Source organism: Paenirhodobacter sp. YD-8 (assembly GCF_056590935.1).
The window spans coordinates 414263-441192 of record NZ_CM152649.1; the positions used below are offsets into that span (position 1 = coordinate 414263).

27 protein-coding genes are annotated in these 26930 nt (G+C 67.9%); 21 read left to right on the top strand and 6 right to left on the bottom strand.

Annotation, left to right across the window (positions count from 1 at the left end):
* Positions 1-191 precede the first annotated feature (191 nt).
* The 5 genes from AC0QTQ_RS02045 to AC0QTQ_RS02065 all read left to right on the top strand — a co-directional run bounded on the left by AC0QTQ_RS02045 (position 192) and on the right by AC0QTQ_RS02065 (position 6140).
* Entirely contained in the window at positions 192-1265 is a 1074-nt protein-coding gene (locus AC0QTQ_RS02045) for a 2,3-butanediol dehydrogenase (protein ID WP_480258054.1), read from the top strand.
* 170 nt (positions 1266-1435) lie between these two features.
* Positions 1436-2194 (top strand): CatB-related O-acetyltransferase, encoded by a 759-nt coding sequence (locus tag AC0QTQ_RS02050; RefSeq protein WP_480258055.1) that lies wholly within the window; start codon positions 1436-1438, stop codon positions 2192-2194.
* 187 nt (positions 2195-2381) lie between these two features.
* The gene (gene pnp / locus AC0QTQ_RS02055) at positions 2382-4523 is read left to right on the top strand and encodes a polyribonucleotide nucleotidyltransferase (protein ID WP_121530539.1); all 2142 of its coding nucleotides are present in this window, start codon (positions 2382-2384) and stop codon (positions 4521-4523) included.
* 50 nt (positions 4524-4573) lie between these two features.
* Positions 4574-5305: a glycosyltransferase family 25 protein gene (locus AC0QTQ_RS02060; protein ID WP_480258056.1), complete on the top strand. Its 732-nt coding sequence runs from the start codon at positions 4574-4576 to the stop codon at positions 5303-5305.
* A gap of 46 nt (positions 5306-5351) precedes the next feature.
* The gene (locus AC0QTQ_RS02065; RefSeq protein ID WP_121530537.1) at positions 5352-6140 is read left to right on the top strand and encodes a sulfotransferase family 2 domain-containing protein; all 789 of its coding nucleotides are present in this window, start codon (positions 5352-5354) and stop codon (positions 6138-6140) included.
* Positions 6141-6200: 60 nt separating this feature from the next.
* Here the strand turns inward: AC0QTQ_RS02065 and AC0QTQ_RS02070 are convergent, their stop codons facing one another.
* The gene (locus tag AC0QTQ_RS02070; protein ID WP_121530536.1) at positions 6201-6854 is read right to left on the bottom strand and encodes a peroxiredoxin; all 654 of its coding nucleotides are present in this window, start codon (positions 6852-6854) and stop codon (positions 6201-6203) included.
* Positions 6855-7084: 230 nt separating this feature from the next.
* On the opposite strand from AC0QTQ_RS02070, the gene AC0QTQ_RS02075 reads away from it, so the two are divergent.
* From AC0QTQ_RS02075 to AC0QTQ_RS02095, 5 genes are all read left to right on the top strand, one after another.
* A complete protein-coding gene (locus AC0QTQ_RS02075) occupies positions 7085-8521 on the top strand; it encodes an aldehyde dehydrogenase family protein (RefSeq protein ID WP_480258057.1) in 1437 nt (478 codons plus the stop codon).
* 163 nt (positions 8522-8684) lie between these two features.
* Positions 8685-9473, top strand: coding sequence for an exodeoxyribonuclease III (locus AC0QTQ_RS02080; protein ID WP_480258058.1), 789 nt, complete (start codon positions 8685-8687; stop codon positions 9471-9473).
* Between the two features lie 70 nt (positions 9474-9543).
* Positions 9544-10443 (top strand): thioredoxin, encoded by a 900-nt coding sequence (gene trxA / locus AC0QTQ_RS02085; protein ID WP_480258059.1) that lies wholly within the window; start codon positions 9544-9546, stop codon positions 10441-10443.
* A gap of 26 nt (positions 10444-10469) precedes the next feature.
* On the top strand, positions 10470-11108 hold the full coding sequence (locus AC0QTQ_RS02090) for an LON peptidase substrate-binding domain-containing protein (RefSeq protein ID WP_128150226.1): 639 nt from the start codon (positions 10470-10472) through the stop codon (positions 11106-11108).
* A complete protein-coding gene (locus tag AC0QTQ_RS02095) occupies positions 11105-11305 on the top strand; it encodes a Trm112 family protein (RefSeq protein ID WP_480258060.1) in 201 nt (66 codons plus the stop codon). Before AC0QTQ_RS02090 ends, AC0QTQ_RS02095 begins: the two co-directional genes overlap by 4 nt.
* A gap of 48 nt (positions 11306-11353) precedes the next feature.
* Here the strand turns inward: AC0QTQ_RS02095 and AC0QTQ_RS02100 are convergent, their stop codons facing one another.
* The gene (locus tag AC0QTQ_RS02100; protein WP_480258061.1) at positions 11354-12580 is read right to left on the bottom strand and encodes an FAD-dependent monooxygenase; all 1227 of its coding nucleotides are present in this window, start codon (positions 12578-12580) and stop codon (positions 11354-11356) included.
* A 110-nt stretch (positions 12581-12690) separates the two neighbouring features.
* On the opposite strand from AC0QTQ_RS02100, the gene AC0QTQ_RS02105 reads away from it, so the two are divergent.
* From AC0QTQ_RS02105 to AC0QTQ_RS02120, 4 genes are all read left to right on the top strand, one after another.
* Positions 12691-14007 carry an amidase gene (locus AC0QTQ_RS02105; protein WP_480258062.1) on the top strand — a complete coding sequence of 439 codons (1317 nt, stop codon included), beginning with the start codon at positions 12691-12693 and terminating at the stop codon, positions 14005-14007.
* 118 nt (positions 14008-14125) lie between these two features.
* A complete protein-coding gene (locus AC0QTQ_RS02110) occupies positions 14126-15304 on the top strand; it encodes an aminotransferase class I/II-fold pyridoxal phosphate-dependent enzyme (RefSeq protein WP_480258063.1) in 1179 nt (392 codons plus the stop codon).
* A gap of 12 nt (positions 15305-15316) precedes the next feature.
* Complete coding sequence (locus AC0QTQ_RS02115; protein ID WP_480258064.1) at positions 15317-18592, top strand: DNA translocase FtsK; 3276 nt, start codon at positions 15317-15319, stop codon at positions 18590-18592.
* Positions 18593-18675: 83 nt separating this feature from the next.
* Entirely contained in the window at positions 18676-19275 is a 600-nt protein-coding gene (locus AC0QTQ_RS02120) for a LolA family protein (RefSeq protein WP_480258065.1), read from the top strand.
* Here the strand turns inward: AC0QTQ_RS02120 and AC0QTQ_RS02125 are convergent, their stop codons facing one another.
* The gene (locus AC0QTQ_RS02125; RefSeq protein ID WP_480258066.1) at positions 19276-19854 is read right to left on the bottom strand and encodes a transglycosylase SLT domain-containing protein; all 579 of its coding nucleotides are present in this window, start codon (positions 19852-19854) and stop codon (positions 19276-19278) included.
* Positions 19855-20054: 200 nt separating this feature from the next.
* Here AC0QTQ_RS02125 and hspQ point away from each other — a divergent pair, with 200 nt between their 5' ends.
* Entirely contained in the window at positions 20055-20381 is a 327-nt protein-coding gene (gene hspQ / locus AC0QTQ_RS02130; RefSeq protein ID WP_121530527.1) for a heat shock protein HspQ, read from the top strand.
* A 6-nt stretch (positions 20382-20387) separates the two neighbouring features.
* On the opposite strand, the gene AC0QTQ_RS02135 is transcribed toward hspQ, so the two are convergent.
* Both AC0QTQ_RS02135 and AC0QTQ_RS02140 read right to left on the bottom strand, forming a co-directional pair.
* On the bottom strand, positions 20388-20735 hold the full coding sequence (locus AC0QTQ_RS02135) for an ATP-binding protein (RefSeq protein WP_245965169.1): 348 nt from the start codon (positions 20733-20735) through the stop codon (positions 20388-20390).
* A 133-nt stretch (positions 20736-20868) separates the two neighbouring features.
* Positions 20869-21216: an STAS domain-containing protein gene (locus tag AC0QTQ_RS02140; RefSeq protein ID WP_121530525.1), complete on the bottom strand. Its 348-nt coding sequence runs from the start codon at positions 21214-21216 to the stop codon at positions 20869-20871.
* A 187-nt stretch (positions 21217-21403) separates the two neighbouring features.
* On the opposite strand from AC0QTQ_RS02140, the gene AC0QTQ_RS02145 reads away from it, so the two are divergent.
* The 5 genes from AC0QTQ_RS02145 (at position 21404) to AC0QTQ_RS02165 (ending at position 23231) form a co-directional block, all read left to right on the top strand.
* Positions 21404-21640 (top strand): GlsB/YeaQ/YmgE family stress response membrane protein, encoded by a 237-nt coding sequence (locus AC0QTQ_RS02145; RefSeq protein WP_480258067.1) that lies wholly within the window; start codon positions 21404-21406, stop codon positions 21638-21640.
* Complete coding sequence (locus tag AC0QTQ_RS02150; protein ID WP_183077431.1) at positions 21640-21795, top strand: hypothetical protein; 156 nt, start codon at positions 21640-21642, stop codon at positions 21793-21795. Before AC0QTQ_RS02145 ends, AC0QTQ_RS02150 begins: the two co-directional genes overlap by 1 nt.
* 49 nt (positions 21796-21844) lie before the next feature.
* A complete protein-coding gene (locus tag AC0QTQ_RS02155) occupies positions 21845-22726 on the top strand; it encodes an SPFH domain-containing protein (protein WP_121530523.1) in 882 nt (293 codons plus the stop codon).
* Complete coding sequence (locus tag AC0QTQ_RS02160) at positions 22726-22995, top strand: NfeD family protein (protein WP_480258068.1); 270 nt, start codon at positions 22726-22728, stop codon at positions 22993-22995. The genes AC0QTQ_RS02155 and AC0QTQ_RS02160 overlap by 1 nt, the downstream gene beginning before the upstream one ends.
* Before the next feature lie 77 nt (positions 22996-23072).
* Complete coding sequence (locus tag AC0QTQ_RS02165; RefSeq protein WP_480258069.1) at positions 23073-23231, top strand: hypothetical protein; 159 nt, start codon at positions 23073-23075, stop codon at positions 23229-23231.
* A gap of 58 nt (positions 23232-23289) precedes the next feature.
* On the opposite strand, the gene pyrF is transcribed toward AC0QTQ_RS02165, so the two are convergent.
* Positions 23290-23997 carry an orotidine-5'-phosphate decarboxylase gene (gene pyrF / locus AC0QTQ_RS02170; protein ID WP_480258070.1) on the bottom strand — a complete coding sequence of 236 codons (708 nt, stop codon included), beginning with the start codon at positions 23995-23997 and terminating at the stop codon, positions 23290-23292.
* A 279-nt stretch (positions 23998-24276) separates the two neighbouring features.
* Between pyrF and clpB the strand changes: the two genes are divergently transcribed.
* Positions 24277-26892: an ATP-dependent chaperone ClpB gene (gene clpB / locus AC0QTQ_RS02175; protein WP_480258071.1), complete on the top strand. Its 2616-nt coding sequence runs from the start codon at positions 24277-24279 to the stop codon at positions 26890-26892.
* Positions 26893-26930: the final 38 nt, after the last annotated feature.

Sequence of the window (26930 nt, forward strand, 5' to 3'; positions counted from 1 at the left end):
CCGGTGTGCGGTGGTATACAACCCTTCCGTCTCGACACCGCGCAGGGTGGGGCTATCTCTGGGGCAGGGTCGAAAGACCTTGAACAACAAGACCTTGCGCTGGGTGGGCGCGAGGGGTGACCCGCTTCCAGGATGCTCTTCCCCGATGCCCGCGCGCCCCGCGCCACTGCGCAAGCGGAAAGGAGAAGACCATGAAAGCCCTTCGTTTCCACGCCGCCAAGGATCTGCGCATCGAGGAGGTCGCCGATCTGCCGGCGCCCGGCCCGGGCCAGGTGGCGGTGAAGAACCGTTTCGTCGGCATCTGCGGCACCGATCTGCATGAATATGTCGCCGGCCCGATCTTCGTGCCGAGCGCGCCGCACCCGTTCACCGGAGCGCAGGCGCCGCAGGTGCTGGGCCATGAATTCTCGGGCGAGGTCACCGCGGTCGGCGAGGGCGTCACCAACGTCAAGGTCGGCGACCGGGTCTCGATCCAGCCGCTGGTGATGCCGCGCTCGGGCGATTACTACGCCGATCGCGGCCTGTTCCACCTGAGCGAGGATCTGGCGCTGGTCGGTCTCAGCTGGGACTGGGGCGGCATGGCCGAGGGCGCGATCGTCAACGATTACAATGCCGTCAAGATCCCCGATGCGATGAGCTGGGAAGAGGCCGCGCTGGTCGAACCGACCGCGGTCGCCGTCTATGCGGCCGAGCGTGGAGGTGTGAGCGCGGGCGACAGCGTGCTGGTCACCGGCGCCGGCCCGATCGGCATGCTGGCGATGCTGGCGGCGAAGGCCTATGGCGCGACGAAGATCTTCCTGTCGGATGTGAACGAGACCCGGCTGGCGCTGGCGCGTGACATCCTGCCCGGCGTCGTCACGCTGAACCCGATGCAGGACGATGTCGTCGCCCGGATCCGGGCCGAGACCGAGGGCGGCGTCGGCGTCGACAAGGTGATCGAGGCCTCGGGCAACGAGGCGGCGCTGAACACCGGGCTGCAGGCGGTGCGCAAGCAGGGCGTGATCGTGCAGGTCGGGCTGCACACGAAGGACAGCCGCCTGCACTGGCATGACGTCACCTTCAAGGATGTCGACCTGCGCGGGGCCTGGGCCTATCCGACCCATTACTGGCCGAAGGTCGTCGACCTGATCGCCTCGGGCGCGCTGCCGGCGCTCAAGGTGGTGACGAAGAAGATCGCCCTCGACGAGGCCGTCACCGAAGGCTTCGACGCGCTGCTTTCGCCCTCGGGCGAGCATGTGAAGATCCTGATCGACCTGCAGAGATGATCTCTCGATGCGGCGCGGCAGACCCCGGAGGTCGTCGCGCCGCCTTCGGGGGCGGCGACCCGGGCGCCCGTCTGGCAAGAGACGGGCGTTTTGCCGTGCCGCGATGGTGAAATCTCTGGCGGTTGTCGCGGCCGGGCCGCAATATGGGATGACCTTCGGAGGATCGTTTTTTGGCCGTTCACACCCTTTCCCTCAATTCATCCCTGCGCGATTTTCTCTGGGAAAAACGGATTATTCCAAAGCCCTGGCCGCTCGAGGCGGATCTGTCGGGGCTGCAGCGCATCGTTTTCCCCGATGCGCTGCGGGTCGAGCCCTACACCCGCCACATGATCCGGCCGGTGAAGGAGATGGTCATCGGCTCTCTTGCCCACATGAGCTATTCGCACTCGCCGCTGATGGGGTTGCAGATCGGCGCCTTCTGCGCGATCGCGACGAATGTGAAGGTGATGGGCGACCAGCATCCCTACGAGCGGGTGTCGAGCCATTCGCTCAGCTATGCCGAGTATTACCGGGTTGCGGCGGCAGAGCTGGGCGCGCGGGAGATCCGGCTGGGCACCCCCTTCGTGCGGGCGCAGCCGCCGGTCGTGGTGGGCAATGACGTCTGGATCGGCCAGGACGTGCTGCTTGGCGGCGGCGTGACGATCGGCGACGGCGCGGTGATCGCGGCGCGCGCGGTGGTCACCAAGGACGTGCCGCCCTATGCGATCGTCGGCGGCGTGCCGGCGCGGGTGATCAAGTCTCGCTTCCCCGAGGAGCTGCGCGCGCGTCTTCTGGCGACGAAGTGGTGGGACTATTCGCTGAAGGATCTTGCCGAGTTCTCCTTCGACGATCCGGCGCGGTTCTGCGATGCCTTCGAGCGCCGCCGCCCCAGCCTGCGCCCGCGCGAAAAGACCTGGGTCACCGCGCGCGATCTGCTTGCTCTGGCCTAGGCGGCGGGGCGGCCGACTCAACTCCCCGCTTTCCAAAACCCCTGTTTTCCTGTATGGCCCGGGCCATCTGCGACGTGACGCCCAGAGCCCCCGGGCACATGCAAAGGATCAGGGGGCGGCGGCAATGGGGCCGCCATGCAAACGGGAGACCCGGAGGGTCCGGAGTTTCCCAGACAGGATACGCTGAATGTTCAACGTTATGAAAAAATCCATCCAGTGGGGCGACGAGACGCTGACGCTGGAAACCGGCAAGGTCGCCCGCCAGGCTGACGGCTCGGTCATCGCCACGGTCGGCGAGACCTCGGTCATGGCGAACGTCACCTTCGCCAAGCAGCCGAAGCCCGGCCAGGACTTCTTCCCGCTGACCGTGCATTACCAGGAAAAATACTACGCCGCCGGCAAGATCCCGGGCGGCTTCTTCAAGCGCGAGGCGCGCCCGTCGGAGAAGGAGACCCTCGTCTCCCGCCTGATCGACCGCCCCTGCCGTCCGCTCTTCGTGCCGGGCTTCAAGAATGAAGTCCTGGTGATGGCCACCGTGCTGTCGTGCGACCTCGAGAACGATCCCGACATCGTCGCGATGATCGCTGCCTCGGCCGCGCTGACGATCTCGGGCGTGCCGTTCCGCGGCCCGATCGGCGCCGCCCGCGTCGGCTTCAAGGATGGTGCCTACATCCTGAACCCGAAGATGGACGAGATGACCAAGCTGCGCGAGAACCCCGAGCAGCGGCTCGATCTCGTCGTCGCCGGCACCAAGGACGCGGTGATGATGGTCGAATCCGAAGCCTATGAGCTTTCGGAAGCCGAGATGCTGGGCGCGGTCAAGTTCGGCCACGAGCAGATGCAGCCGGTGATCGACCTGATCATCTCGCTGGCCGAGGTCGCGGCGAAGGAACCCTTCGACTTCACCCCGCCCGACTATGCCGCGCTCTACGCCAAGGTGAAGGCCGCCGGCGAGGCCGACATGCGCGCCGCCTTCGCGATCAAGGACAAGCTCGCCCGTCAGGACGCCATCGCCGCCGCCGTGGCGACCGCGAAGGCCGGCCTGAGCGAGGAAGAGCTTGCCGATCCGAACCTGGACATGGCGATCAAGAAGCTTGAATCGTCGATCCTGCGCGGTGACATCATCAACGGTGGCGCCCGTATCGACGGCCGCAACAACACCACCGTGCGTCCGATCGTGTCGGAAACCGGCGTCCTGCCGCGCACCCACGGCTCGTCGCTGTTCACCCGCGGCGAGACCCAGGCGCTGGTCGTGACCACGCTCGGCACCGGCGATGACGAACAGATCATCGACGCGCTGAACGGCAACTTCCGCTCGAACTTCCTGCTGCACTACAACTTCCCGCCCTACTCGGTCGGCGAAGTGGGCCGCGTGGGCTCGCCCGGCCGTCGCGAGATCGGCCACGGCAAGCTTGCCTGGCGCGCGCTGCAGGCGGTGCTGCCGGCGGCGACCGACTTCCCCTACACGATCCGCGTCGTGTCGGAGATCACGGAATCGAACGGCTCCTCGTCGATGGCTTCGGTCTGCGGCGGGTCGCTGTCGATGATGGACGCGGGCGTGCCGCTGAAGGCGCCGGTCGCGGGTGTGGCCATGGGCCTGATCCTCGAGGACGACGGCCGCTGGGCGGTGCTCACCGACATCCTCGGTGACGAAGACCACCTCGGCGACATGGACTTCAAGGTCGCCGGCACCGAGAACGGCATCACCTCGCTGCAGATGGACATCAAGGTCGCGGGCATCACCCCGGCGATCATGGAGCAGGCCCTCGCCCAGGCGAAGGACGGCCGGATGCACATCCTCGGCGAGATGGCCAAGGCGATCTCCGCGCCGCAGGGCTTCTCGGAATACGCGCCGAAGATCGAGACGATGCAGATCCCGACCGACAAGATCCGCGAAGTGATCGGCTCGGGCGGCAAGGTCATCCGCGAGATCGTGGAAACCTCGGGCGCCAAGGTCGACATCAACGACGACGGCGTCATCAAGATCGCGTCGAGCGATGCCGAGGCGATCAAGCGCGCCTACGACATGATCTATTCGATCGTGGCGGAGCCGGAAGAAGGCAAGATCTACCGCGGCAAGGTCGTGAAGCTCGTCGATTTCGGCGCCTTCGTGAACTTCTTCGGCAAGCGTGACGGCCTCGTGCACGTCAGCCAGATCGCCAACAAGCGCCTGAACCATCCGTCGGATGCGCTGAAGGAAGGCCAGGAAGTCTGGGTCAAGCTGCTCGGCTTCGACGATCGCGGCAAGGTCCGGCTCGGCATGAAGATGGTCGACCAGGAGACCGGCGAGGAACTCGCCGCCGAGAAGAAAGAAGAAACGGCCGAATAAGGCCGGAGCCGGCGCCCTTCGGGGCGCCGGCCGCATCTTGCGGAGCGCGCATGACGACGCCCCCTGTGTTTCTCATCAATCTCGATCGCAATCCCGAGCGGCTGGAGACGGCCCGCGCGGCGCTGGCGCCTGTCGGCATCGTCCCCGAACGGGTGGCGGCGGTCGACGGCCGCGCGCTGCCGCCCGGGCAACTGGCGCAGATCGAGGCGGCGGCGATGGCCGCGATCGGCCGGGCGCTGAGCCCGGGCGAGGTCGGCTGTTTCCTCAGCCATCTGGAGGCGGCGCGGCGGATCGTGGCGGCGGGGCTGCCGCATGCGATCGTGCTCGAGGATGATGCGCGGCCCGGGCCGGAGCTTGCGGCGGATCTTGCGGGTCTGATGGCCGCGCTGCCCGCGGCGGCGGATCTGGTCAATCTGGGGCGGGCGCCCTCGAAATTCTTCCGGCCCGAGCGGGTGCTGCCCTCGGGGCGCGCGCTTGGCCGGGCCTATTACTTCCCGGTGACGACCAGTGCGCTGCTGTGGTCGCGCGCCGGGGCGGAACGTTTCCTGGCCGAGCACCGGCTCGAGGCGCCGGTCGACGTGTTCTTGCAGCGCTGGCTGAGCGGCAGCGGCCGGGGCTGGGCCTGCGCGCCTGCGCTCTTCGGCCTTTCGGGCGCGGCAAGCGAGATCGGCAGCGGCGCCGGACGCAAGGGCACGCGTGCGGCGGGCTATACCGCCTTGCGGCTGCGCCGGCAGGGGGGCAACCTGCTGAAGGCGGCCCTCGGCCGGTTGCGCGGCGCGTGAGTCGACGGGGCTTGCCGCCCGGGCCCGCAAGGTGAAAGAAGACAGCATGAGCGCGAAAGTATCCCTGGCGAAACGCCCGAATTTCCTCAAGGCGCAGCTGCTTGCGCCGTTCTCGGCGCGCTATCGCGCGCGGCTGACGCTGCGCGGCGAGCCCGAGGCGCTGCTGGCGATCGCCACCCATATCGTGCTGACCCGCGATCACCGGCTGGCCTTCGTGAAGAACTCGAAGGCGGGCTGCACCACCGTCGCGCAGGTGCTCTATGCCTGCGACACCGGGGCGACCTTCCAGGGCCGGGTGCATGACGCGAAGAAGCAGATCGCCGGCCACCTGCATGTGCGCGAATGCCTCGACGCGCTGCGCGACCCGAAGGTCTATGCCTTCTCCTTCGTGCGCGATCCGCTGGCCCGCGCGGTCTCGGCCTTTCAGGATTTCGTGCTCGACCGCACCAACCCGGGCACCCGTCACCACCTGCCCCGGCTGCGCGAGTTCGGCTGGCGGCCCGACACCTCCGAGGAGCGGCAGTTCGACGTCTTCCTCGATTATGTCGCGGCGAGCTTCGCCGAAAGCGAGCTTTGGACCGACCCGCATTTCCGCCTGCAAAAGCACAACCTTGCGCTTGGCACGGTGCAGTATCGCCGGATCTGCCGGCTCGAGAATTATGCGGCCGAGATGACCCGCGTGCTGCAGGAATCGGGGGTCTGGCGGCCCGAGCTGGAGCGGCTTCTGACGATGCGCACCAATGTCTCGCGGGCGCGGAAATACAGCCCGACCGAGGCACAGGCGGCGCGGGTGCGCGCGATCTATGCCGCCGATTACGAGGCCTTCGACTACTGAGGCCCGAAACGGAAACGGGGGCCCGAAGGCCCCCGTCGCGTCGAAACGGTCAGATCCGCCTCATTCCGGCTTCTTGACGAAGCGCAGGTAGGGCAGCTTGACGTCCACGTCGCCGAACTTCGCCTTGCCGTCCTCGGTCGAGACCGAGAGCGCGAGGATCACGTCCTCGCCCGGCACCCAGTTCGCGGGGGTGGCGAAGGGCACGCCGTCGGTCGCCTGGATCGCGTCGAGCGCGCGCAGCACCTCGGCGAAGTTGCGGCCGACCGACATCGGATAGATCATCATCAGGCGGATCTTCTTGTCCGGGCCGATGATGAAGACGGTGCGCACGGTCGCGGTGTTCGCGGGCGTGCGGCCCTCGGGCAGATAGGCCTCGGCGGGCAGCATGTCATAGAGCTTCGACACGGTCAGCGAGGTGTCGTCAATGATCGGGAAGGTCGCCGGCGCGCCGGCATAGGCCGAGATGTCGGCCTTCCACTTCTTGTGTTCCTCGACGGTGTCGACCGAGACGCCCATCACCTTGGTGTTGCGCTTCGCCCATTCGTCGGCGAGCTGCGCGACGGCGCCGAACTCGGTGGTGCAGACCGGGGTGAAATCCTTCGGGTGCGAGAACAGGATGGCATAGTTGTCGCCGATCCAGTCGTGGAAGCTGATCTTGCCCTCGGTGGTGTCGGCGGTGAAGTCGGGGGCGATGTCGTTGATGCGCAGAGCCATGCTGGTCTCCCTGGTTGACGTTTCGGGCGGAAACTTAAGACAGGCAGAACGAAGTTTCATCCCCCTGCGGTGAATTCGCTGCAGAATGGGAGGAAATGCCACCCGCACTCGCCGCGGTGGAACGTTCTTCTGCATCCGCCGGGCTTGCCGATTTGCGCAGCCGCTGCGCGAAGCGCCGGCTTGCCCTTGCCGCGCGCGGGTGCCACCCTGCGCGCCAACAGGAGGTTTCCATGATCGAAAAACGCGATTTCTACATCAACGGGCGCTGGACCGCCCCGGCCGCGGCGCGCGACTATGCGGTGATCGACCCGTCGACCGAAGAGCCCTGCGCGGTGATCTCGCTCGGCGATCGCGCCGACACCGAGGCCGCCGTCGCCGCGGCGAAGGCGGCGCTGCCCGCCTGGCGCGCCACCGCGCCCGAGGAACGCCTCGCCTATGTCGAGAAGATCCTTGAAATCTACAAGGCGCGCTACGAGGAGATGGCCGAGGCGATGAGCCTCGAGATGGGCGCGCCGATCGATTTCGCGCGCTCCGAACAGGCCGGCGCCGGCACCTGGCACATCGAGAATTTCATCCGCGCGGCGAAGGAATTCGAATGGGTCCACCCGCTCGGCGACGGCACCCCGGGGGCGATGATCGCCTATGAGGCGATCGGCGTCGTCGGCCTGATCACGCCGTGGAACTGGCCGATGAACCAGGTCACGCTGAAGGTGATCCCGGCGCTGATCGCGGGCTGCACCATGGTGCTGAAACCCTCGGAAGAGGCGCCGCTCAGCTCACTGCTCTTTGCCGAGTTCATCGACCAGGCCGGCGTGCCCGCAGGCGTGTTCAACCTGGTGAACGGCGATGGCGTCGGTGTGGGCTCGCAGCTCTCGACCCATCCCGACATCCAGATGATCTCCTTCACCGGCTCGACGCGGGCCGGCAAGGCGATCTCCATCGCCGCGGCCGAGACGCTGAAGCGCGTGGTGCTGGAACTGGGCGGCAAGGGCGCGAACCTGGTCTTTGCCGATTGCGACGAGAAGGCGGTGAAGCGCGGCGTGCGCCACATGTTCGAGAACACCGGGCAGTCGTGCAACGCGCCGAGCCGGATGCTGGTCGAGCGCAGCTATTACGAAAAGGCGCTGGAAATCGCGGCGCAGACCGCGGCCGAGACCCAGACCGGCAACCCGCGCGAGCCCGGCCGTCACCTTGGTCCGGTGATCAACAAGAGCCAGTTCGAGAAGATCCAGGGCCTGATCGAGAGCGGTATCAAGGAAGGCGCGCGGCTGATCGCGGGCGGTCTTGGCCGGCCCGAGGGGCTGAACAAGGGCTATTACGTGCGCCCGACGATCTTTGCCGACTGCACCCCGGGCATGACGATCATGCGCGAGGAGATCTTCGGACCGGTGCTGTCGATCATGCCCTTCGACACCGAGGAAGAGGCGGTGGCGATCGCCAATGACACCCCCTACGGGCTGACGAACTACCTGCAGACGCAGGACCCCGTGCGCACCAACCGGCTGCTGCGCGCGCTCGACGCGGGCATGGTCGTCGCAAACGGCAAGAGCCGCGGCGCCGGCGCCCCCTTCGGCGGCGTCAAGGCTTCGGGCCGGGCGCGCGAGGGCGGCCGCTGGGGCATCGAGGAGTTCTGCGACGTGAAATCGATCGGCGGCTGGGTCGAGTAACCCCGCCGTCGCCCCCGGCCCCGGCGTTGCACGGTGAGTCTTTGGGCCAGGAAAAAGCCGATGCGCCTTTTCCTTGGAAAAATACTCATCTGTCGCCGGGGCCGGGTGCCTTGCCCTTCCGGTCCGCGCGGGTGAAACTGCGCGGCCTGAGAGGAGAGCCCCCATGACCTTCACCCTTGCCACCTGGAACATCAACTCGGTCCGCCTGCGCGAGGGGCTGGTCGAGAAGCTGATGCGGGAGGAGGCGCCCGACGTGCTCTGCCTGCAGGAATGCAAGAGCCCGGTCGAGAAGATCCCGCTCGAGCGCTTCCGCGCGCTTGGTTACGAGTGGATGGTGGCGCGCGGGCAGAAGGGCTACAACGGCGTCGCGATCCTGTCGAAGCTGCCGCTCGTCGAGGCGGGGGCGGGCGATTATGCCGGGCTCGGCCATGCCCGGCACGTGGCCGGTCGGCTCGAGAACGGGGTGACGATCCACAATTTCTATGTGCCCGCGGGCGGCGACATCCCGGACCGCGACGAGAACGAGAAATTCGGCCAGAAGCTCGATTTCCTGACCCACATGCGCGACGACTTCTTCGCGAACCGGCCCGAGAAGGCGATCCTGGTGGGCGATCTGAACATCGCGCCGCGCGAGGATGACGTCTGGAGCCACAAGGCGCTCTTGAAGATCGTCTCGCACACGCCGATCGAGGTCGAGCATCTGGCGCAGACGCGCGACGCCGGGAACTGGGTCGACGTGACCCGGCAGGACATTCCCGAGGGGCAGCTCTATTCCTGGTGGAGCTATCGCGCCAAGGACTGGGACGCGGCCGACAAGGGGCGGCGGCTCGATCACGTCTGGGCGACGCCCGACATCTCGAACGCGGCGCATGGCAGCCGGATCCTGCGCGCCGCGCGGAGCTGGGAGCAGCCCTCCGACCACGTTCCGGTCTTCGCGACTTTCGATCTCTGAGGCGATCCGCCCCTTGGCGAGGGGCGCCCCGGCGCGCATATAGGGAACAAAAGATCTGGGAGAGGCGACCATGATTGGCACCGAAGCGAAAACCACCCATTCCGAATTCGTGAAAGACGTCGACGAGACCACCTTCATGGCGGAAGTCGTCGACAAGTCGATGACCGTTCCCGTGATCGTCGACTTCTGGGCGCCTTGGTGCGGCCCGTGCCGGCAGCTTGGCCCGGCGCTCGAGGCGGCGGTCGAGGCGGTCAAGGGCAAGGTCGTGATGGTCAAGGTCAACGTCGACGAGAACCAGATGATCGCCGGCCAGATGCGGGTGCAGTCAATCCCGACCGTCTATGCCTTCTGGCAGGGCCAGCCGGTCGACGGGTTCCAGGGCGCGCTGCCCGCCTCGCAGCTGAAGACCTTCGTCGACAAGCTCGCGGCCCTTGCGGGCGACGGCGGGCTGGCGGATGCGGTTGCGGCCGCCGAGGAGATGCTGACCGAGGGCGCCGCGGTCGATGCGGCCGAGACCTTCGCCGCGATCCTCGGTGAGGACGCCGAGAACGCCGAGGCCTATGGCGGGCTGATCCGCGCCCATCTGGCGCTCGGCAATCTCGAGCAGGCGGAACAGTTCCTCGCCGCGGTGCCGGCCAAGATCGCGACCGCCGCGCCGGTCGAGGCCGCGCGCGCGCAGCTCGCGCTGGCGAAGCAGGCGGCGAAGGCCGGCCCGCTTGATGCGCTGAAGGCGAAGGTCGAGGCTGACCCCGCCGATCATCAGGCGCGCTTCGACTATGCCACCGCGCTCCATGCCGCGGGCGAGGTCGAGGCGGCGGTCGAGCAGCTTCTCGAGCTGTTCCGCCGCGACCGCGAGTGGAACGAGGGCGCCGCGAAGACGCAGCTCTTCACCATCTTCGACGCGCTGAAGCCCACCGATCCGATCGCGGTGAAAGGCCGTCGGCGTCTTTCGTCGATGATATTTGCCTGATCGCGCGGGCGGGCTAGCTCATGCGCATGATGAAAGCCTGTGACCTGCCAGATCTGATCCCGCTGTTTCCGCTGCCCGGGGCGCTGTTGCTGCCCCGGGGGCGGTTGCCGCTCCATATCTTCGAGCCGCGCTATCTGCAGATGGTCGAGGATTGCCTGAAGACGCCGCACCGGCTGATCGGGATGATCCAGCCCTGCAAGGGGCGCGACGGGACGGCGAAGCTGAACGCGATCGGTTGTGCGGGGCGGCTGACGGGGTTCTCGGAGACCGAGGACGGGCGCTACATGATCACCCTGTCGGGGATCTCGCGGTTCCGGCTGTTGCGCGAGCAGGAGGGGTTCTGCCCCTATCTCCGCGCCGAGGTCGGCTGGAGCGATTTCGAGCGCGACCTTGGCCGGGCCGAGCATGACCCGGGCTTCGACCGCGACGGCTTCCTTGAACTTCTGGCGCGGTTCTTCCACTCGCAGGGGCTCGACACCGACTGGGAGACGCTGAAGGAGGCGGAGGACGAGCTGCTGATCAACTCGCTCTCGATGCTCCTGCCGCTCGAGCCCGAGGACAAGCAGGCACTGCTCGAGGCGCCGAGCCTGACGACGCGGCGCGAGACGCTGGTGACGCTGCTGGAATTCCACCTGCACGGCGGCTGCGAGGAGCGTGAGCAATGAGCGATGTGCCCGAGGAAGAGGACCGTGCGGCGTTCGATCGGCGGATGCTCGAGGCGCTGGTCTGCCCGCTGACGCAGGCGCCGCTGCACTATGATGCGGCGCGGCAGGAGCTGATCTCGAAACCCGCGCATCTTGCCTATCCGATCCGCGCGGGCATCCCGATCATGGTGCCCGACGAGGCGAGGCCGCTGGAGTGACCCAGACTGCTTGACTGAAAAGGCCGCCCCGAGGGGCGGCCTTTCCGGTCAGATCGCGCGGCCCTGCAGCAGCCGCGGCAAGGGCCCCGACAGCCCTGCCGCCTGCCGCATGAAGGCGCGCCGCAACGGGCCCGCCGCCTGCACGATCCCGAGCCCGAGGTCGCGCCCGGCCCGCAGGATCGGGTTGTCGTTCGAGAAGAGCTTGTTCACCGTGTCCATGCCAAGCGCGAGCGAGACGGAATCGAAGCGCCGCCAGCCCTGATAGCGTTCGAGCACATCGGGGGCGCCGAGATCCTCGCCGCGGCGTGTCGCCTCGACCAGCACCTCGGCCAAGGCCGCGACATCGCGCAGGCCGAGGTTCAGCCCCTGTCCGGCGATCGGGTGCACGCCATGCGCCGCATCGCCAATGAGCGCCACCCGCGGCGCGACATAGCTTTTCGCCAGCGTCAGGTTCAGCGGATAGCTGAAGCGCGGCCCGGCCAGCCGGATCTGGCCGAGGAAATCGCCGAAGCGCGGCCGCAGGATCGCGAGGAAATCCTCGTCCGACAGCGCCGAGATCACCTTGGCATTCGCGTCCGTCTCGGACCAGACGATCGACGAGCGGTTGCCCGGCAGCGGCAGGATGGCGAGCGGCCCGTTCGGCATGAAGAACTGCTGCGCGATGCCCTGGTGGGGCAGTTCGTGCTCGATCGCCGCAACCAGCGCGGTCTGGCCGTAACCCCAGCCCTCGCGGGTGATGCCGGCGCGCTCGGCCACGCCCGAGCGGCGGCCGTCGGCGCCGACCAGCAGCTTCACCAGCCGCGTGCTGCCATCCGACAGCGTCACCTTGATACCGCCCGGCACCACCTCCTGCGCGGTGACCGCGGTCTGGGTGAGCAGGGTGATCTTCGGGTCGACCTCCATCGCGTGCAGGAAGGCGCGGTAGAGGAAGCGGTCCTCGAGCATGTAGCCGACCGGCGTCTGGTCAAGCTCGCGGCTGTCGAAATGCAGGAAGAACGGCGCGGCGCCTTCGCCCGGCCGCCCGTCCGAGGCCTTCACCTCGAGCATCGGCTGGGCGTTCGTCGCCAGCATCGGCCAGAGCCCGATTGCGGAAAGCAGCTTTTGCGAGGCAAGCGCCAGGGCATAGGCGCGGCCGTCGAAGTCATCCTCGGCCCGCGCCCGCGCGGGGGCGGCGTCGACGACGGTGACGGTCAGCCCCGATTGCGCGAGGGCGAGGGCAAGCGCGGGGCCGTTCAGCCCGCCGCCGGCGATGAGGATGTCTGAATCATGTGTCATGGCGCGGAGTATGGCGCGGCGCGCGCGATTGTCCATGCGCGGGATTGTCCGGGTGGGATTGTCCGGCGGGCGGGCAATGGCTAGCGTGGCGCAAACGAGCGGAGGGCGCGATGGACGAACGGTTCTGGTCGGCGGCGGAGCTGGGGCGGGCGATGGCCAGGGGCCGGCTTGATCCGGTGGAGATGGCCGAGGCCTATCTCGAGGCCGCGGCGGCGGTGCCCGACGTCTATGCCCGCCTCACCCCGGAACGGGCGCGGGGCGAGGCGATGGCGGCGCGGGCGCGGCTGCGGCTTGGCCTCGGGCGCGGGCCGCTCGACGGTGTGGCGCTGAGCTGGAAGGACCTGTTCGACAGCGCTGGCACTGAGACCGAGGCGGGCTCGCGCCTGCTCGAGGGCCGGGTGCCCGAGGCGGACGCCGAGGTGCTGGCGCAGGCGACGCTGGCGGGCACGGTCTGCCTTGGCAAGACTCATATGACGGAACTGGCGTTCTCCGGCCTTGGCATCAACCCGATGACCGCGACGCCGCCGAATGCCGTGACCCCGCATCTCGCCCCGGGCGGGTCGAGCTCGGGCGCTGCGGTCTCGGTGAAGCTGGGGCTGGCCGCGGCGGCGGTGGGCTCGGACACCGGCGGCTCGGTGCGGATCCCGGCCGCCTGGAACGACATCGTCGGGCTGAAGACCACGCATGGCCGGGTGTCGACGCGGGGCGTGGTGCCGCTGTGCCGGCGTTTCGACACGGTCGGGCCGCTCGCCCGCAGCGTCGAGGATTGTGCGCTGGTTCTGGCGGCGCTTGAGGGTCAGCCGGCGCCCGATCTGCGCGGCGCGACACTTGCGGGCGCGCGGCTTCTGGTGCTCGAGGGCCTGCCGCTCGAGGGTGCGCGGACCGAGCCGCTGCGCGGCTTCGAGGCGGCGGTCGAGCGGCTGGGCCGTGCGGGCGCGGTGATCGAGCGGCGCGCGCTGCCGATGGTGGCGCCGGCGATGGCGCTGTCGGGGCTTCTGTTTGCGCCCGAGGCCTATGGGCTGTGGCAGGCCGAGATCGAGGCGGCGCCCGAGAAGATGTATCCGCCGATCCTCGAGCGTTTCCGCGGCGGGGCAGGGGCGTCCGCCGCCGATTACGTCGCGGGCTGGGCGGCGCTGGACGACTATCGCGCGCGCTGGCTGGCGGCGACGGCGGGCTATGACGCGGTTCTGGTGCCGACGGCGCCGATCCTGCCGCCCGACGCCGCCCGGCTGCAGACCGATCCCGCCTATTTCGCCGCCGAGAATCTGCTCGCCCTGCGCAACACCCGGATCGGCAACATCTTCGGGCTGTGCGCCCTGACCTTGCCGACCGGCGAACCGATGTGCGGAATTTCGCTCATGGCCGCGCCGATGGCCGAGGAACGCCTGTTGCGACTGGGGATCGCGGCCGAGGCGGCGCTGCACTGAAAAGCCACAGGCACGCCCGGCAAGCCATGGCGCGGGCGTGCTTTTTCTGGACGCGGGCGCCCGGCTTCGGTAACCTGCCGACATACGGGGCGACACGACCCCGATGAACGAGGCACAGATGGATTATCCCGAGCGGTTTGCGAACCTGCCCGAATACGCATTCCCGCGTTTGCGGGCGCTTCTCGATTCGCACGCTCCGGGCGGCGAAGCGGTGGCGTTCACCATCGGGGAACCGCGCCATCCGATGCCCGCCTTCGTCGGTGAGGTTCTGGCGCAAAGCCTTGCGGAATTTGGCAAATACCCGGCGAACGACGGCACGCCCGAACTGCTGGCGGCGATCTCCGCCTGGCTGAAGCGGCGCTTTCACGTCGAGGTCGCGGAAAACCGGATCATGGCGCTCAACGGCACGCGCGAGGGGCTGTTCAACGCCGCCGTCGCGCTGAGCCCCGAGACGAAGCGCGGCAAGAAACCCGTCGTGCTGATCCCGAACCCGTTCTATCAGGTCTATGCCGTGGCCGCGGTCGAGGTCGGCGCCGAGCCGGTCTTCGTGCCCGCGACCGAGGAAACCGGCTTTCTGCCCGATTACGCAAGCCTGCCGGCCGAGGTGCTCGACCGCGCCACGATCGCCTATCTGTGCTCGCCCGCGAACCCGCAGGGCGCTGTGGCCCCGCGCGACTATCTCGCGCAGCTGCTGCATCTGGCCGAGAAGCACGATTTCCGCGTCTTCGCCGATGAATGCTATTCCGAGCTGTGGCGCGAGGCGCCGCCGCCCGGCGCGCTCGAGGTCGCCGCGGCCGAGGGCATCGACCCCGAGCGGGTGGCGGTGTTCCATTCGCTGTCGAAACGCTCGAACCTGCCGGGCCTGCGTTCGGGCTTCGTCGCGAGCGGCGTCGAGAACATCCGCCATATCCGCCGGTTGCGCGCCTATGCCGGGGCGCCGCTGCCGCTGCCGATCCAGCGGGTGTCCGAACGGGTCTGGGCGGACGAGGCGCATGTGGTGGAAAACCGCGCGCTCTATGCCGAGAAATACGCCGATGCCGCCGAGATCTTCGCCGGCGTCAACAGCTTCCGCCTGCCCGACGGCGGCTTCTTCCTCTGGCTGCCGGTGCCCGACGGCGAGGAAGCGGCGCTGAAGCTGTGGCGTGAGACCGGGGTGCGGGTGCTGCCCGGCGCCTATCTCGCGCGTGAGGTGAACGGGGAAAACCCCGGCAAGGGATATATCCGGGTGGCCCTGGTCGCCCCAAGAGAAGAAACGCAGCGCGGGCTGATCCGGCTCCGCGACTGCCTGTATACGTGAGGACGGTAGAGCATGGCATCCTATCAGGCACGGCAACGCGACCCGCTTCTGGACCAGAACACCCAGGCAGCGCTTGAACGGCGCGGCAAGGAATTGCTGGGCGGGGTTCTGGTCTTTGCGGGCGTTCTGGTGGGGATGCTGCTGGCGAGCTATTCGCCCGACGATCCGAGCTGGATGGCGGTCTCGGATGCGCCGGTGCAGAACTGGCTCGGCCGGATCGGGGCGGGGATCGCCTCGCCGCTTTACGTCATCGTCGGGCGCGGTGCCTGGCTGCTGCCGCTCGGGCTGATCGCCTGGGGCGTGCGCCACATCCTGCACCGCGGCGAGGAACGGCTGGGCACCCGTGCCGTGTTCCTGCCGATCGGCGTGGCGCTGGCCTCGGTCTATGCCGCGCTGCTGGTGCCGAGCGCCGACTGGGGCCAGGCCTTCGGTCTGGGCGGCCATTTCGGCGACATGATCGCCGGCTCGCTTCTGGGCATGTCGCCGGTCTCGGGCTCGATCGGGCTCAAGCTGATGTCGCTGGTGCTGGCACTCGCGACGATCGCGATGAGCGCTTTCGTGCTGGGCTTCGACCGGGTCGAGATCCAGACCATCACCCGCTTCCTGCTGCTCGGCTCGGTGGCCGCCTATGACGCGGCGCTGACCGCCTTTGGCCGTGGCGCCGCCGCCTCGGTGCGGATGGCGCAGGGCGCGGCGCAGCAGGCCGCCGAACGGGCGCGCCAGCGCCGGGCCGAAGCGGCCGAACGTGCCGCCGATCTGGCCGCCTGGGAGGCGCAGCAGGCCGCCTGGGACCAGAGCCAGGGCTATGAGCCCGCGGCCGCGCAGCCGGCGATGAGCACGGGCGGGCAGAAATCCTCGCTGCTGTCGCGCATCCGCCGCGCGCCCGAGCCCGAGTATGCGCCCGATGACATGCTGTTCGAGCCCGAATCCGAACTGGTCGAGCGCGGCTGGCAGGTTCCGGCGGCGGAAGCCCCGTCCGAGGACCGGATTCGCGCCCGCATCGCGCAGGCGGTGAAGACCCGCGCCGTGGCGCCGATGGTCCATGCCGAGCCCGAGGAATGGGAGATCGAGCCCGCGCCGATGCAGGCGCCGACGCCCGAGCTGCGCGCGACGCCGCGCCATGTCGAGCCCGCGCCCGTCTATCACGCGCCGCAGCCGGCGCCCGCGCCCGCGACGCCCGCCTCGGTTCTGGCGGCGGTTGCCGCGCGGCTGGCCCGCGGTGCCCGCCCGGCCGCCCCGGCCCCCGCGGCGCCTGTCCGGCGCTCGGAACCGCCGCTGCAGGCCCGCCCCCGCTATCTGCCGGGCTCGGTCGCCGCGCCGGTGCCGCATCTGAACGAACCCGTTCTGCGCGCCGCCGCACCGGTCGCCCCGCAGGCCGTGGCGCCCGAGCTGCCGCCGGTATGGGAAACCGCCGTCGACGAGGGGCCGCTGCAGGCCCCGGCCTATCACGATGCGGCCCCCGCCTATGTCGCGCGCGCCGTGCCGCGCGAGGCGGTCGACCCGGCCATGGGCGGTTGGGACGCGCCGCTGTCGGCCCCCGAGCCGCTGCCGGCCGACGACTGGTCCGAGACCGATTTCGACCGCAACGCCTTTGCCGATCTCGACGAGGAGATCCCGCAGGTTCCGGCCTCGGCGCCGCGGATCATGCTGAACCGTCAGGTGATCCCGCCCGCGCCCGAGCGCCGCGTGGTGGCGCCGCCGCGCAAGGCGCAGGCGCCCTCGAAGCAGGCGATCGCCGAGGCCCAGCCGAAGCTGCGCTTCGAGCCGCCGGCGCATCCGGCCTACGAGCCGCCGCCGCTGAACCTGCTGACCAATCCGACCACGATCCAGCGCCACAGCCTGTCGGACGACGCGCTGGAAGAGAACGCGCGGATGCTGGAAAACGTGCTCGACGATTACGGCGTGAAGGGCGAGATCGTCTCGGTCCGTCCCGGCCCCGTGGTCACGATGTATGAACTCGAACCCGCGCCGGGTCTGAAGGCCTCGCGCGTCATCGGTCTGGCCGACGACATCGCGCGTTCGATGTCGGCGCTGTCGGCGCGTGTCTCGACCGTGCCGGGCCGTTCGGTGATCGGCATCGAACTGCCGAACGTGCACCGCGAGAAGGTCGTGCTGCGCGAGATCCTCGCCGCGCGCGATTTCGGTGACAGCAACCTGCGGCTGCCGCTGGCGCTTGGCAAGGACATCGGTGGCGAGCCGGTGATCGCCAACCTCGCGAAGATGCCCCACCTGCTGATCGCCGGCACCACCGGCTCGGGCAAGTCGGTGGCGATCAACACGATGATCCTGTCGCTCCTCTACAAGCTCTCGCCCGAGGAATGCCGGCTCATCATGATCGACCCGAAGATGCTGGAACTCAGCGTCTACGATGGCATCCCGCATCTGCTGTCGCCCGTCGTCACCGATCCGAAGAAGGCGGTCGTCGCGCTGAAATGGGTCGTCGGCGAGATGGAAGAGCGCTATCGCCGGATGTCGAAGATGGGCGTGCGCAACATCGAGGGCTACAACGGCCGCGTCCGCGAGGCGATGGACAAGGGCGAGCTGTTCAAGCGCACCGTCCAGACCGGCTTTGACGAGGAGACCGGCGAGCCCGTCTTCGAGACCGAGGAATTCCAGCCGCAGCCCTTCCCCTATATCGTCGTCATCGTCGACGAGATGGCCGACCTGATGATGGTGGCGGGCAAGGAGATCGAGGCCTGCATCCAGCGTCTGGCGCAGATGGCGCGTGCCTCGGGCATTCACCTGATCATGGCGACGCAGCGCCCGTCGGTCGATGTCATCACCGGCACGATCAAGGCGAACTTCCCGACCCGGATCTCGTTCCAGGTGACCTCGAAGATCGACAGCCGCACGATCCTGGGCGAGCAGGGGGCGGAACAGCTGCTGGGCATGGGCGACATGCTCTACATGGGCGCCGGCTCGCGCATCACCCGCATCCACGGGCCCTTCGTCTCCGACGAGGAGGTCGAGGAGATCGTCAACCACCTGAAGAGCTTCGGCCCGCCGCAATACATGTCGGGCGTGCTCGAGGGGCCGGACGAGGAAGTGGCGAGCGATATCGACGCGGTCTTGGGCCTCGGCTCGGGCGACGACGCCGAGAACGCGCTCTACGACACCGCGGTCGCGATCGTCATCAAGGACCGCAAGTGCTCGACCTCCTATATCCAGCGCAAGCTGGGCATCGGCTACAACAAGGCCGCGCGGCTGGTCGAGCAGATGGAGGAGCAGGGCGTGGTCAGCCCGGCGAACCACGTCGGCAAGCGCGAGATCCTCGTGCCCGAGCAGTGATCTGGCACGAACGTGATGCGACGCCCCGCCCGAAGTGATCGGGCGGGGCTTTTTCTTTGCCGCACTTGGATTAGATTTCCGCCATGACCCTGCTTCGCTTCGCTCTCGCGCCCGTCTTCGCCCTGGTTCTTGCGGTTCCGGCCATGGCCGGGGCGCTGTCGCTCGACCAGATCTCGACCTATCTGAACGGGTTGCAGACGGCGCAGGCGGATTTCCTGCAGGTGAACGCGGACGGCTCCACCTCGAAAGGGGTGCTCTACATCAAGCGGCCGGGGCGGGTGCGGTTCGAATACACCACCGACAAGACGCTGGTGATGGCCTCGGGCGGGCAGGTGGCGATCTTCGATCCGAAGTCGAACCAGCCGGCCGAGCAATATCCGCTCGCCCGCACGCCGCTGAACCTGATCCTGGCGCCGACGGTGGACCTTGGCCGGGCGAAGATGGTGGTCGGGCGCGAAAGCGATGCCAGCACCACCACGATCGTCGCGCAGGACCCCGATCACCCGGAATACGGCACGATCCGGCTGGTGTTCACCAATGCGCCCGTGGCGCTGAAGCAGTGGATCATCACCGATGACAGCGGCGCGAAGACCGCCGTGGTGCTGAGCGATCTGAAGACCGGCGTCGACCTCGGCGCACGGCTGTTCAGCCTGTCGGCCGAGCTCGACGCCCGCAAGAAGTGATCACTTGCCGCAGGCGCGCAGCTGCGACTGATACATGTTGGCGCGGGCCTGCACCTTGTCGGCAACCGAGAGCAGCCAGCCCTTCGAGTTGTGGCTGCCGTTGGCAAAGCCAGACCGGCCCTCGTGATAGGCCAGATACTGGTTGCGCGCGTCGTATTTCGACACGCCCAGCTTCTTCGCCGTGCCGTCCATGTACCAGCCCATGAAATCGGTCGCGTCCTGGATCCGGTTGCGCTTGGCGCTGAAGCGGCGCGTGGCCTCGCGGTAATCGTCCCAGGTGGAATCGAGCGCCTGGCTGTAGCCATAGGCCGAGCTGGTGCGGCCGAGCGGAATCACCCCAAGGGCAAAGCGATAGGGGGTCTTGGCGTTGCCGACGAACTTCGATTCCTGATGAATCGTCGCCATCTGGACATGCACGGGCACGCCCCAACGGGCCTCGGTGCGCTTCATCGCCGAGAAATACTGTGGCTTTTCGCGTGCCAGAAGGCAGGCGTTGTCGAGATTGCGCGGCGCCTGCGAGCTGCCACCCCCACAGGAGGCGACCATCAGCAAGACGGCCAGCTTGAGGTACTTGTTCATCACTGCTCTGCCAGATCGGTCTTGTTTTTGGGCATTTTTACAGGAAATCCCCTTTGGGGGAAATGACAAAGCCATGATCCTGCCGCCCGATTGCGGCAACTGTTGGGCAGCGGACCACAATCTGTTTCCCCCGATATCGCCGCTGCGCGGTGGACAGCGGGGCAGGTAAGGGATTACTTACCTTTTCATTGGGGGCCGACATGCAGACCACAAGCGCGAAATACGCCATTGGCCAGATCGTCCGGCACCGGAACAAGTCGTTCCGGGGCGTGGTCTTTGACGTCGACGCGATCTTCTCGAATACCGAGGAATGGTATCTGGCGATCCCCGAAAGCAGCCGGCCGAAGAAGGATCAGCCCTTCTATCACCTGCTGGCGGAGAATGACGAAAATTATTACGTCGCCTATGTTTCCGAGCAGAACCTGGTGGCCGATACGACCGGCGAGCCGGTCGAGCATCCCGATCTCGACGATCTGTTCGGGGCGTTCACCGACGGGCGCTATCCGCTGCAGTTCCAGCTGAACTGACCCGCCTCACGGTGCCAGGGCAAGCGGCGCGAGCGGCAGGTGAAAGACCAGCTCGTTGCGGCCGTCGTGGCGAGAATACTGCAAATCCTCGACCAGATCCCGAATCAGGAACCAGCCGAATCCGCCTTCGGGCAGGGTGTCCGGCACCGGGCGCGGATGGTCGCCGATGCCGGACAGGCAGCGGTCGGGCAGCGCGATCCCCTCGTCGCTGACCAGGCAGCTCAGCCCGCGCGGATCGCGCGAGAGGGCGATGGTGATCGTGCCCTTGCCGCTGTCGCCATAGCCGTGCTTGACGATGTTGTTGAACACCTCGGCCAGAACGATCTCGAGCGTGCCGGCCTCCTCCTCGGTCATCTGGCGGATGAAGCGGGCAAGGGTGGTGCGCAGCGCGGCCCGAACGGACAGCGGATCGGCGCAGAAACTGTGCCGGAACCCCTCCCGGTCCGGCGCTGAGGGGTCCGGCCGGGGAGCAGGGTGAGAGCTCCTCTCAACCTGCATCGCGCAACCTCTCGGATGTGGCGGCGGCAACGTCCGGATGAATCCGGAACACCGTGTCCATCCGGGTCAGTCGGAACACCTTCTCGACCGTGGGTGTCAGTCCGGCCAGTTCGAGCTGCCGGGCGGGGGCGAGCGATTTCATCACCGCGACGATCGCGCCAAGGCCGGAACTGTCGAGGAAGGTCACGTCGGACAGGTCGAGCACGACGCGCGAGGAGGGCTGCAGCGCCACCTCCCGCATCCGGTCCTTGAAGCGGATGGCGATCGCCGCATCGAGGCGTTCTTCCTGCAGGTGCACCACCAGCGCCCCGCCGAGGGCTTCCGCATAAAGGTTCATCACTGCGTCTCCGACTACCGATCACGGCTGCAGACTAGCCGGAAATGCTTACCAAAGCGTATCTTCGGCCCGGAGAGGACGCGGCAGGGGGTGACGCATTCGCGCATCAGCGCCGCGCGGCGTGCCGTTTTCCCCCTTTTGCGGGCCGCCCCCGGGGCCCATATTGAGGCTAAAACCGGAGAACCCCATGCAGGTCATCGCCCTCATCATCATCGGCGCGGCGGCGGGCTTCATCGCCACGCGGGCGATGAAGATGGAAACCGACATTCCGACCACCGTCGCCATCGGCGTGATCGGCGCGCTGATCGGCGGGCTGGTGCTGCGCTTCCTGGTGGCACTGACCGGCGCGCTTGGCGGCTTCGTCGGGGCGCTTCTGGGCGCTTTCGTGCTGATCTGGCTGTGGCGCCAGTACGGGCGGCGCTGATGTGGGGGCCGCTTTTCGGACTGGCCGGCATGGCGACGACGCGGTTGACGCTGTGGTCGCTCGCTGTCGCGATCTGGCTGTTGCGCCGGCCCGGTGGCTGGGCGGTGCTGGCCGTCGCGGCGCTGGTCGGCGTGAAGCTTCTGCCGCAGAAATGAGACCCACCGCGCCGCGCCGAGCCGCCGCGCCTGACCCCCGGGAGGCCCCATGACCTTGCAAGATTTCCTCGGCGGCAATGCCGTGTTCCTGGCTCTCGCCGCCTTCGTCATCGTCGCGGTCTATCAGGGCGTGCGGATCGTGCCGCAGTCCGAGAAATACGTGGTCGAGCGCTTCGGCCGGCTGCGCGCGGTGCTCGGGCCGGGCATCAACTTCATCGTGCCCTTCCTTGACCGCGTGGCGCACAAGGTCTCGGTGCTGGAGCGTCAGCTGCCCACCACCCGGCAGGATGCGATCACCGCCGACAACGTGCTGGTGCAGGTCGAGACCTCGGTCTTCTACCGGGTGACCGAGCCGGAAAAGACCGTCTACCGCATCCGCGACATCGACGCCGCGATCTCGACCACCGTCGCGGGCATCGTGCGCGCCGAGATCGGCAAGATGGAACTCGATACCGTGCAGTCGAATCGCGCCGGGCTGATCCACACGATTCAGGAGAATCTGGCGAATGTCGTCGACGACTGGGGGATCGAGGTCACCCGGGCCGAGATTCTCGATGTGAACCTCGACGAGGCGACGCGGGCGGCGATGCTGCAGCAGCTGAATGCCGAGCGGGCGCGGCGCGCCCAGGTGACCGAGGCCGAGGGGCGCAAGCGTGCGGTGGAACTGGCGGCCGATGCCGAGCTTTACGCCGCCGAGCAGCAGGCGAAGGCGCGCCGCCTCACCGCCGAGGCCGAGGCCTTCGCGACCTCGGTGATCGCCGAGGCGATCGCGAAGAACGGGCTCGAGGCGGCGCAGTTCCAGGTGGCACTGAAACAGGTCGAGGCGCTGAGCATCGTCGGCAAGGGCGAGGGCAAGCAGGTCGTGCTGCTGCCGGCTGCGGCGCTCGATGCCTTCGCGAATGCCTTCGGGCTGTTGAAGGGGCGGTCGTGATGCTGTGGGAACTTGCCTGGGTCTGGATCGCCGGCGGCGTGGTGCTGGCGCTGCTCGAGATGCTGCTGCCGGGGTTCATCCTGCTCGGCTTCGCGATCGGGGCGGTCTGCGTCGGCGTGCTGATCTGGATCGGCCTTCTGGTCACGCTGCCGCCGATGCTGCTGGTGATGGCGGTGGTGGCGGCGATCGCCTGGGGGCTGCTGCGCCGGGTGATGGGCGTGCGCCGCGGTCAGGTGAGGATCTGGCACCACGACATCAACGAGAAATGACCGCCGCGCGCCAGCCGGGGCTGGATTTTCGGGCCCCGGGGCCCTAGTGGACTCGCATCCCGAGATGGAGAGGCGCGATGTACGACGATTTTCCCGAAGAGGCGAAAGGCCTCAAGTATTTCCTCAAGATGGTGACGATTGCCCTGGTGGGCGTCGTGGTCTGGATTCTGGTGACGCATCCGATGAACGGCGATGCCAGCTCGACCACCACGCTGGCGGTCACGCATCAGCCCTGATCCGGCCGACCCGGCCCGGAACGGAAACGGCGGCCATCGGCCGCCGTTTTTTCATGCCTCAGCCGCGGATCTCGGCCAGGATCGCCTGCGCCGCGGCGCGCGGGTCTGCGGCCTGCCAGATCGGACGGCCGACGACGAGGTGATCGGCGCCCGCCGCCAGCGCCGAGGCGGGCGTCTCGACCCGCTTCTGATCGCCAAGTGCGGCACCCGCCGGGCGCACGCCCGGGGTGACGATCAGCTTGCCGGCCGCCCCCGGCAGCGCGCGGATCGCCGCCGCCTCGCGCGGCGAGGCGATGACGCCATCCGCCCCGGCCTCGAAGGCGCGCGCGGCGCGTTCGGTGACCAGCGCCTCGATCTCGCCCGCCTTGATCAGCGCCCCGTCGAGGTCGGCGCGGTCGAGCGAGGTCAGGATCGTCACCGCGAGGATCTTCGTGGCCGAGCCCGCCGCGCCCTGCTTCGCCGCCTTCACCACATAGGGGTCGCCGTGCACGGTGAGGAAGTCGAGGTCATAGCGCGCGATGCCGCGCACCGCCGCCTCGACCGTGGCGCCGATGTCGAAGAGCTTCATGTCGAGGAAGATCTTCTTGCCCTGTTCCTGCTTCAGCTCGTTCGCCAGCGCGAGCCCGCCGCCGGTCAGCATGCCAAGGCCGATCTTGTAGAACGAGACGCTGTCGCCGAGCGTCTTCGCAAGCGAAAGCCCGTCGAGCGCGGTGGGCAGGTCGAGGGCGACGATCAGGCGGTCGTCGGCGGGCAGCAGATCGGTCATGGCATGGCTCCGGGCATGGCTGGGGAATGGCAGGCAAACGCCGGCCTTTTGCGCCCGAAGCCCGCATCGGTCAAGGAAAAGCAGGGTGCCGGCCGCGCCGGCCCCGCCCGGTTTGCCTTTCGTTCCCGCGCTTTGCGGGATGCGGATTTTTTCGGCACAGCCTGTCGCACCCCCCTTGAAGCGCCCCCGATCCGCCTCCACCTCCCTCTCAAGACCCGGACCAGAGCGTGCCGTCATGGGCGTTCGATTTCCCGGGGGCTTCAGAAAAGGAGATACCCGATGAACATGGAAAAGTTCACCGAGCGGTCGCGGGGCTTCATTCAGGCCGCCCAGACCATCGCGATGCGCGAGGGGCATCAGCGGGTGGTGCCCGAGCATCTGCTGAAGGCATTGATGGATGACGATCAGGGGCTGTCGTCGAACCTGATCCGGCGTTCCGGCGGCGAGCCGCAGCGCGTGCAGGAGGCGGTCGATCTGGCCGTGTCGAAACTGCCGAAAGTGTCGGGCGGTGACGGTCAGGTCTATGTCGAACAGTCGCTGGTGCGCGTGCTCGACGAGGCCGAGAAGATCGCGCAGAAGGCGGGTGACAGCTTCGTTCCGGTCGAACGCATCCTGATGGCGCTCGCGGTGGTCAACACCCGCGCCAAGGACTGTCTCGATCAGGGCGCGGTGACCGCGCAAAAGCTGAATTCCGCGATCAATGATCTGCGCAAGGGCCGCACCGCCGATTCGGCCTCGGCCGAGGAAGGCTATGACGCGCTGAAGAAATACGCCCGCGACCTGACCGAGGCCGCCGAAGAGGGCAAGATCGATCCGATCATCGGCCGCGACGAGGAGATCCGCCGCGCCATGCAGGTGCTGTCGCGCCGCACCAAGAACAACCCGATCCTGATCGGCGAGCCGGGCGTGGGCAAGACCGCGATCGCGGAAGGCCTCGCGCTGCGCATCGTCAATGGCGACGTGCCGGAGAGCTTGCGCAACAAGAAGCTGCTTGCGCTCGACATGGGCGCGCTGATCGCCGGGGCGAAATACCGCGGCGAGTTCGAGGAACGGCTGAAGAGCATCCTGAAGGAGATCGAGGCCGCGGCGGGCGAGGTCATCCTGTTCATCGACGAGATCCACACCCTTGTGGGCGCGGGCAAGTCCGAAGGCGCGATGGATGCGGCGAACCTGATCAAGCCGGCGCTCGCGCGCGGGGAACTCCACTGCGTCGGCGCGACCACGCTGGATGAATACCGCAAGTATGTCGAGAAGGACGCGGCCCTTGCCCGCCGGTTCCAGCCGGTGATGGTCGAGGAACCGACGGTCGAGGACACGATCTCGATCCTGCGCGGCATCAAGGAGAAATACGAACTCCACCACGGCGTGAAGATCTCCGACTCGGCGCTGGTGGCGGCGGCGACACTCTCGCATCGCTACATCACCGACCGCTTCCTGCCCGACAAGGCGATCGACCTTGTCGACGAGGCGGCGTCGCGTCTGCGCATGGAAGTCGACAGCAAGCCCGAGGAGCTCGATGCGCTCGACCGGCAGATCCTGCAGATGCAGATCGAGGCCGAGGCGCTGAAGAAGGAGGATGACGCGGCTTCGAAGGACCGTCTCGTCACGCTCGAGAAGGAGCTCGCCGAGCTCATGGACCGGGCCGCCTCGATGACCGCGAAATGGCAGGCCGAGCGCGACAAGCTCGAGGCCTCGCGCGATCTGAAGGAACAGCTCGACCGGGCGCGCGCCGAACTTGACCAGGCCAAGCGCGAAGGCAACTTCGGCAAGGCGGGCGAGCTGCAATATGGCAAGATCCCGGAACTCGAGCGCAAGCTGGGCGAGGCCGAGGAGAAGGAAGACGGCCAGATGGTTTCCGAGGCCGTCCGTCCCGAGCAGATCGCCGAGGTGGTCGAGCGCTGGACCGGCATTCCGACCACGAAGATGCTGGAAGGCGAGCGCGAGAAGCTGTTGAAGATGGAGGAAGAGCTGCACGGCCGGGTCATCGGTCAGGATGCGGCGATCACCGCCGTCGCCAATGCGGTGCGCCGTGCGCGTGCCGGGCTGAACGACGAGAACCGGCCGCTCGGCTCGTTCCTCTTCCTCGGCCCGACCGGCGTCGGCAAGACCGAGCTGACCAAGGCGGTCGCCGAATATCTCTTCGACGACGACACCGCGATGGTGCGCATCGACATGTCCGAGTTCATGGAGAAACACTCCGTGGCGCGGCTGATCGGCGCCCCGCCCGGCTATGTCGGCTATGACGAGGGCGGCGTTCTGACCGAGGCGGTGCGGCGCCGGCCCTATCAGGTCGTGCTGTTCGACGAGGTCGAGAAGGCGCATCCGGACGTGTTCAACGTTCTGCTGCAGGTGCTTGACGATGGCCAGCTGACCGATGGTCAGGGCCGCACGGTCGACTTCAAGCAGACGCTGATCGTGCTGACCTCGAACCTCGGCAGCCAGGCGCTGAGCATGCTGCCCGAGGGCAGCGATTCGTCCGAGGCGCGGGACGAGGTGATGGGCGCGGTGCGGGCGCATTTCCGCCCCGAGTTCCTGAACCGTCTGGACGAGATCGTCATCTTCGACCGGCTCACCCGGGCGAACATGGACGGCATCGTCTCGATCCAGCTCAAGCGGCTCGAGAAGCGGCTGGCGGCGCGCAAGATCACGCTCGATCTCGACGCCGAGGCGCGCAAGTGGCTGGCCGACGAAGGCTATGACCCGGTCTATGGTGCGCGTCCGCTGAAGCGGGTGATCCAGCGCAGCCTGCAGGACCCGCTGGCCGAGCTGCTGCTGGGCGGCGAGGTGAAGGATGGCAGCACGGTGCAGGTGACCGCAGGCCCCGACGGGCTGGTGGTCGGGGGCCGGGTCTCGGCCTCGGCGCGCACGCGCCCGGCCGACGCGCCGCTGCAGTAAGCGCTGCCACAGGACAGGAAGGGGGCGGGGCAACCCGC

Coding starts and splice junctions, on each gene's coding strand:
- trxA (WP_480258059.1), top strand. CDS start 9,544: ATGATTGGCACCGAAGCGAAAACCACCCATTCCGAATTCGTGAAAGAC.
- AC0QTQ_RS02100 (WP_480258061.1), bottom strand. CDS start 12,580: ATGACACATGATTCAGACATCCTCATCGCCGGCGGCGGGCTGAACGGC.
- hspQ (WP_121530527.1), top strand. CDS start 20,055: ATGCAGACCACAAGCGCGAAATACGCCATTGGCCAGATCGTCCGGCAC.
- AC0QTQ_RS02160 (WP_480258068.1), top strand. CDS start 22,726: ATGCTGTGGGAACTTGCCTGGGTCTGGATCGCCGGCGGCGTGGTGCTG.
- AC0QTQ_RS02145 (WP_480258067.1), top strand. CDS start 21,404: ATGCAGGTCATCGCCCTCATCATCATCGGCGCGGCGGCGGGCTTCATC.
- AC0QTQ_RS02135 (WP_245965169.1), bottom strand. CDS start 20,735: ATGACCGAGGAGGAGGCCGGCACGCTCGAGATCGTTCTGGCCGAGGTG.
- AC0QTQ_RS02120 (WP_480258065.1), top strand. CDS start 18,676: ATGACCCTGCTTCGCTTCGCTCTCGCGCCCGTCTTCGCCCTGGTTCTT.
- AC0QTQ_RS02065 (WP_121530537.1), top strand. CDS start 5,352: ATGAGCGCGAAAGTATCCCTGGCGAAACGCCCGAATTTCCTCAAGGCG.
- AC0QTQ_RS02060 (WP_480258056.1), top strand. CDS start 4,574: ATGACGACGCCCCCTGTGTTTCTCATCAATCTCGATCGCAATCCCGAG.
- clpB (WP_480258071.1), top strand. CDS start 24,277: ATGAACATGGAAAAGTTCACCGAGCGGTCGCGGGGCTTCATTCAGGCC.
- pyrF (WP_480258070.1), bottom strand. CDS start 23,997: ATGACCGATCTGCTGCCCGCCGACGACCGCCTGATCGTCGCCCTCGAC.
- AC0QTQ_RS02090 (WP_128150226.1), top strand. CDS start 10,470: ATGATGAAAGCCTGTGACCTGCCAGATCTGATCCCGCTGTTTCCGCTG.
- AC0QTQ_RS02155 (WP_121530523.1), top strand. CDS start 21,845: ATGACCTTGCAAGATTTCCTCGGCGGCAATGCCGTGTTCCTGGCTCTC.
- AC0QTQ_RS02140 (WP_121530525.1), bottom strand. CDS start 21,216: ATGAACCTTTATGCGGAAGCCCTCGGCGGGGCGCTGGTGGTGCACCTG.
- AC0QTQ_RS02110 (WP_480258063.1), top strand. CDS start 14,126: ATGGATTATCCCGAGCGGTTTGCGAACCTGCCCGAATACGCATTCCCG.
- AC0QTQ_RS02045 (WP_480258054.1), top strand. CDS start 192: ATGAAAGCCCTTCGTTTCCACGCCGCCAAGGATCTGCGCATCGAGGAG.
- AC0QTQ_RS02115 (WP_480258064.1), top strand. CDS start 15,317: ATGGCATCCTATCAGGCACGGCAACGCGACCCGCTTCTGGACCAGAAC.
- AC0QTQ_RS02125 (WP_480258066.1), bottom strand. CDS start 19,854: ATGAACAAGTACCTCAAGCTGGCCGTCTTGCTGATGGTCGCCTCCTGT.
- AC0QTQ_RS02105 (WP_480258062.1), top strand. CDS start 12,691: ATGGACGAACGGTTCTGGTCGGCGGCGGAGCTGGGGCGGGCGATGGCC.
- AC0QTQ_RS02075 (WP_480258057.1), top strand. CDS start 7,085: ATGATCGAAAAACGCGATTTCTACATCAACGGGCGCTGGACCGCCCCG.
- AC0QTQ_RS02070 (WP_121530536.1), bottom strand. CDS start 6,854: ATGGCTCTGCGCATCAACGACATCGCCCCCGACTTCACCGCCGACACC.
- AC0QTQ_RS02165 (WP_480258069.1), top strand. CDS start 23,073: ATGTACGACGATTTTCCCGAAGAGGCGAAAGGCCTCAAGTATTTCCTC.
- pnp (WP_121530539.1), top strand. CDS start 2,382: ATGTTCAACGTTATGAAAAAATCCATCCAGTGGGGCGACGAGACGCTG.
- AC0QTQ_RS02150 (WP_183077431.1), top strand. CDS start 21,640: ATGTGGGGGCCGCTTTTCGGACTGGCCGGCATGGCGACGACGCGGTTG.
- AC0QTQ_RS02080 (WP_480258058.1), top strand. CDS start 8,685: ATGACCTTCACCCTTGCCACCTGGAACATCAACTCGGTCCGCCTGCGC.
- AC0QTQ_RS02095 (WP_480258060.1), top strand. CDS start 11,105: ATGAGCGATGTGCCCGAGGAAGAGGACCGTGCGGCGTTCGATCGGCGG.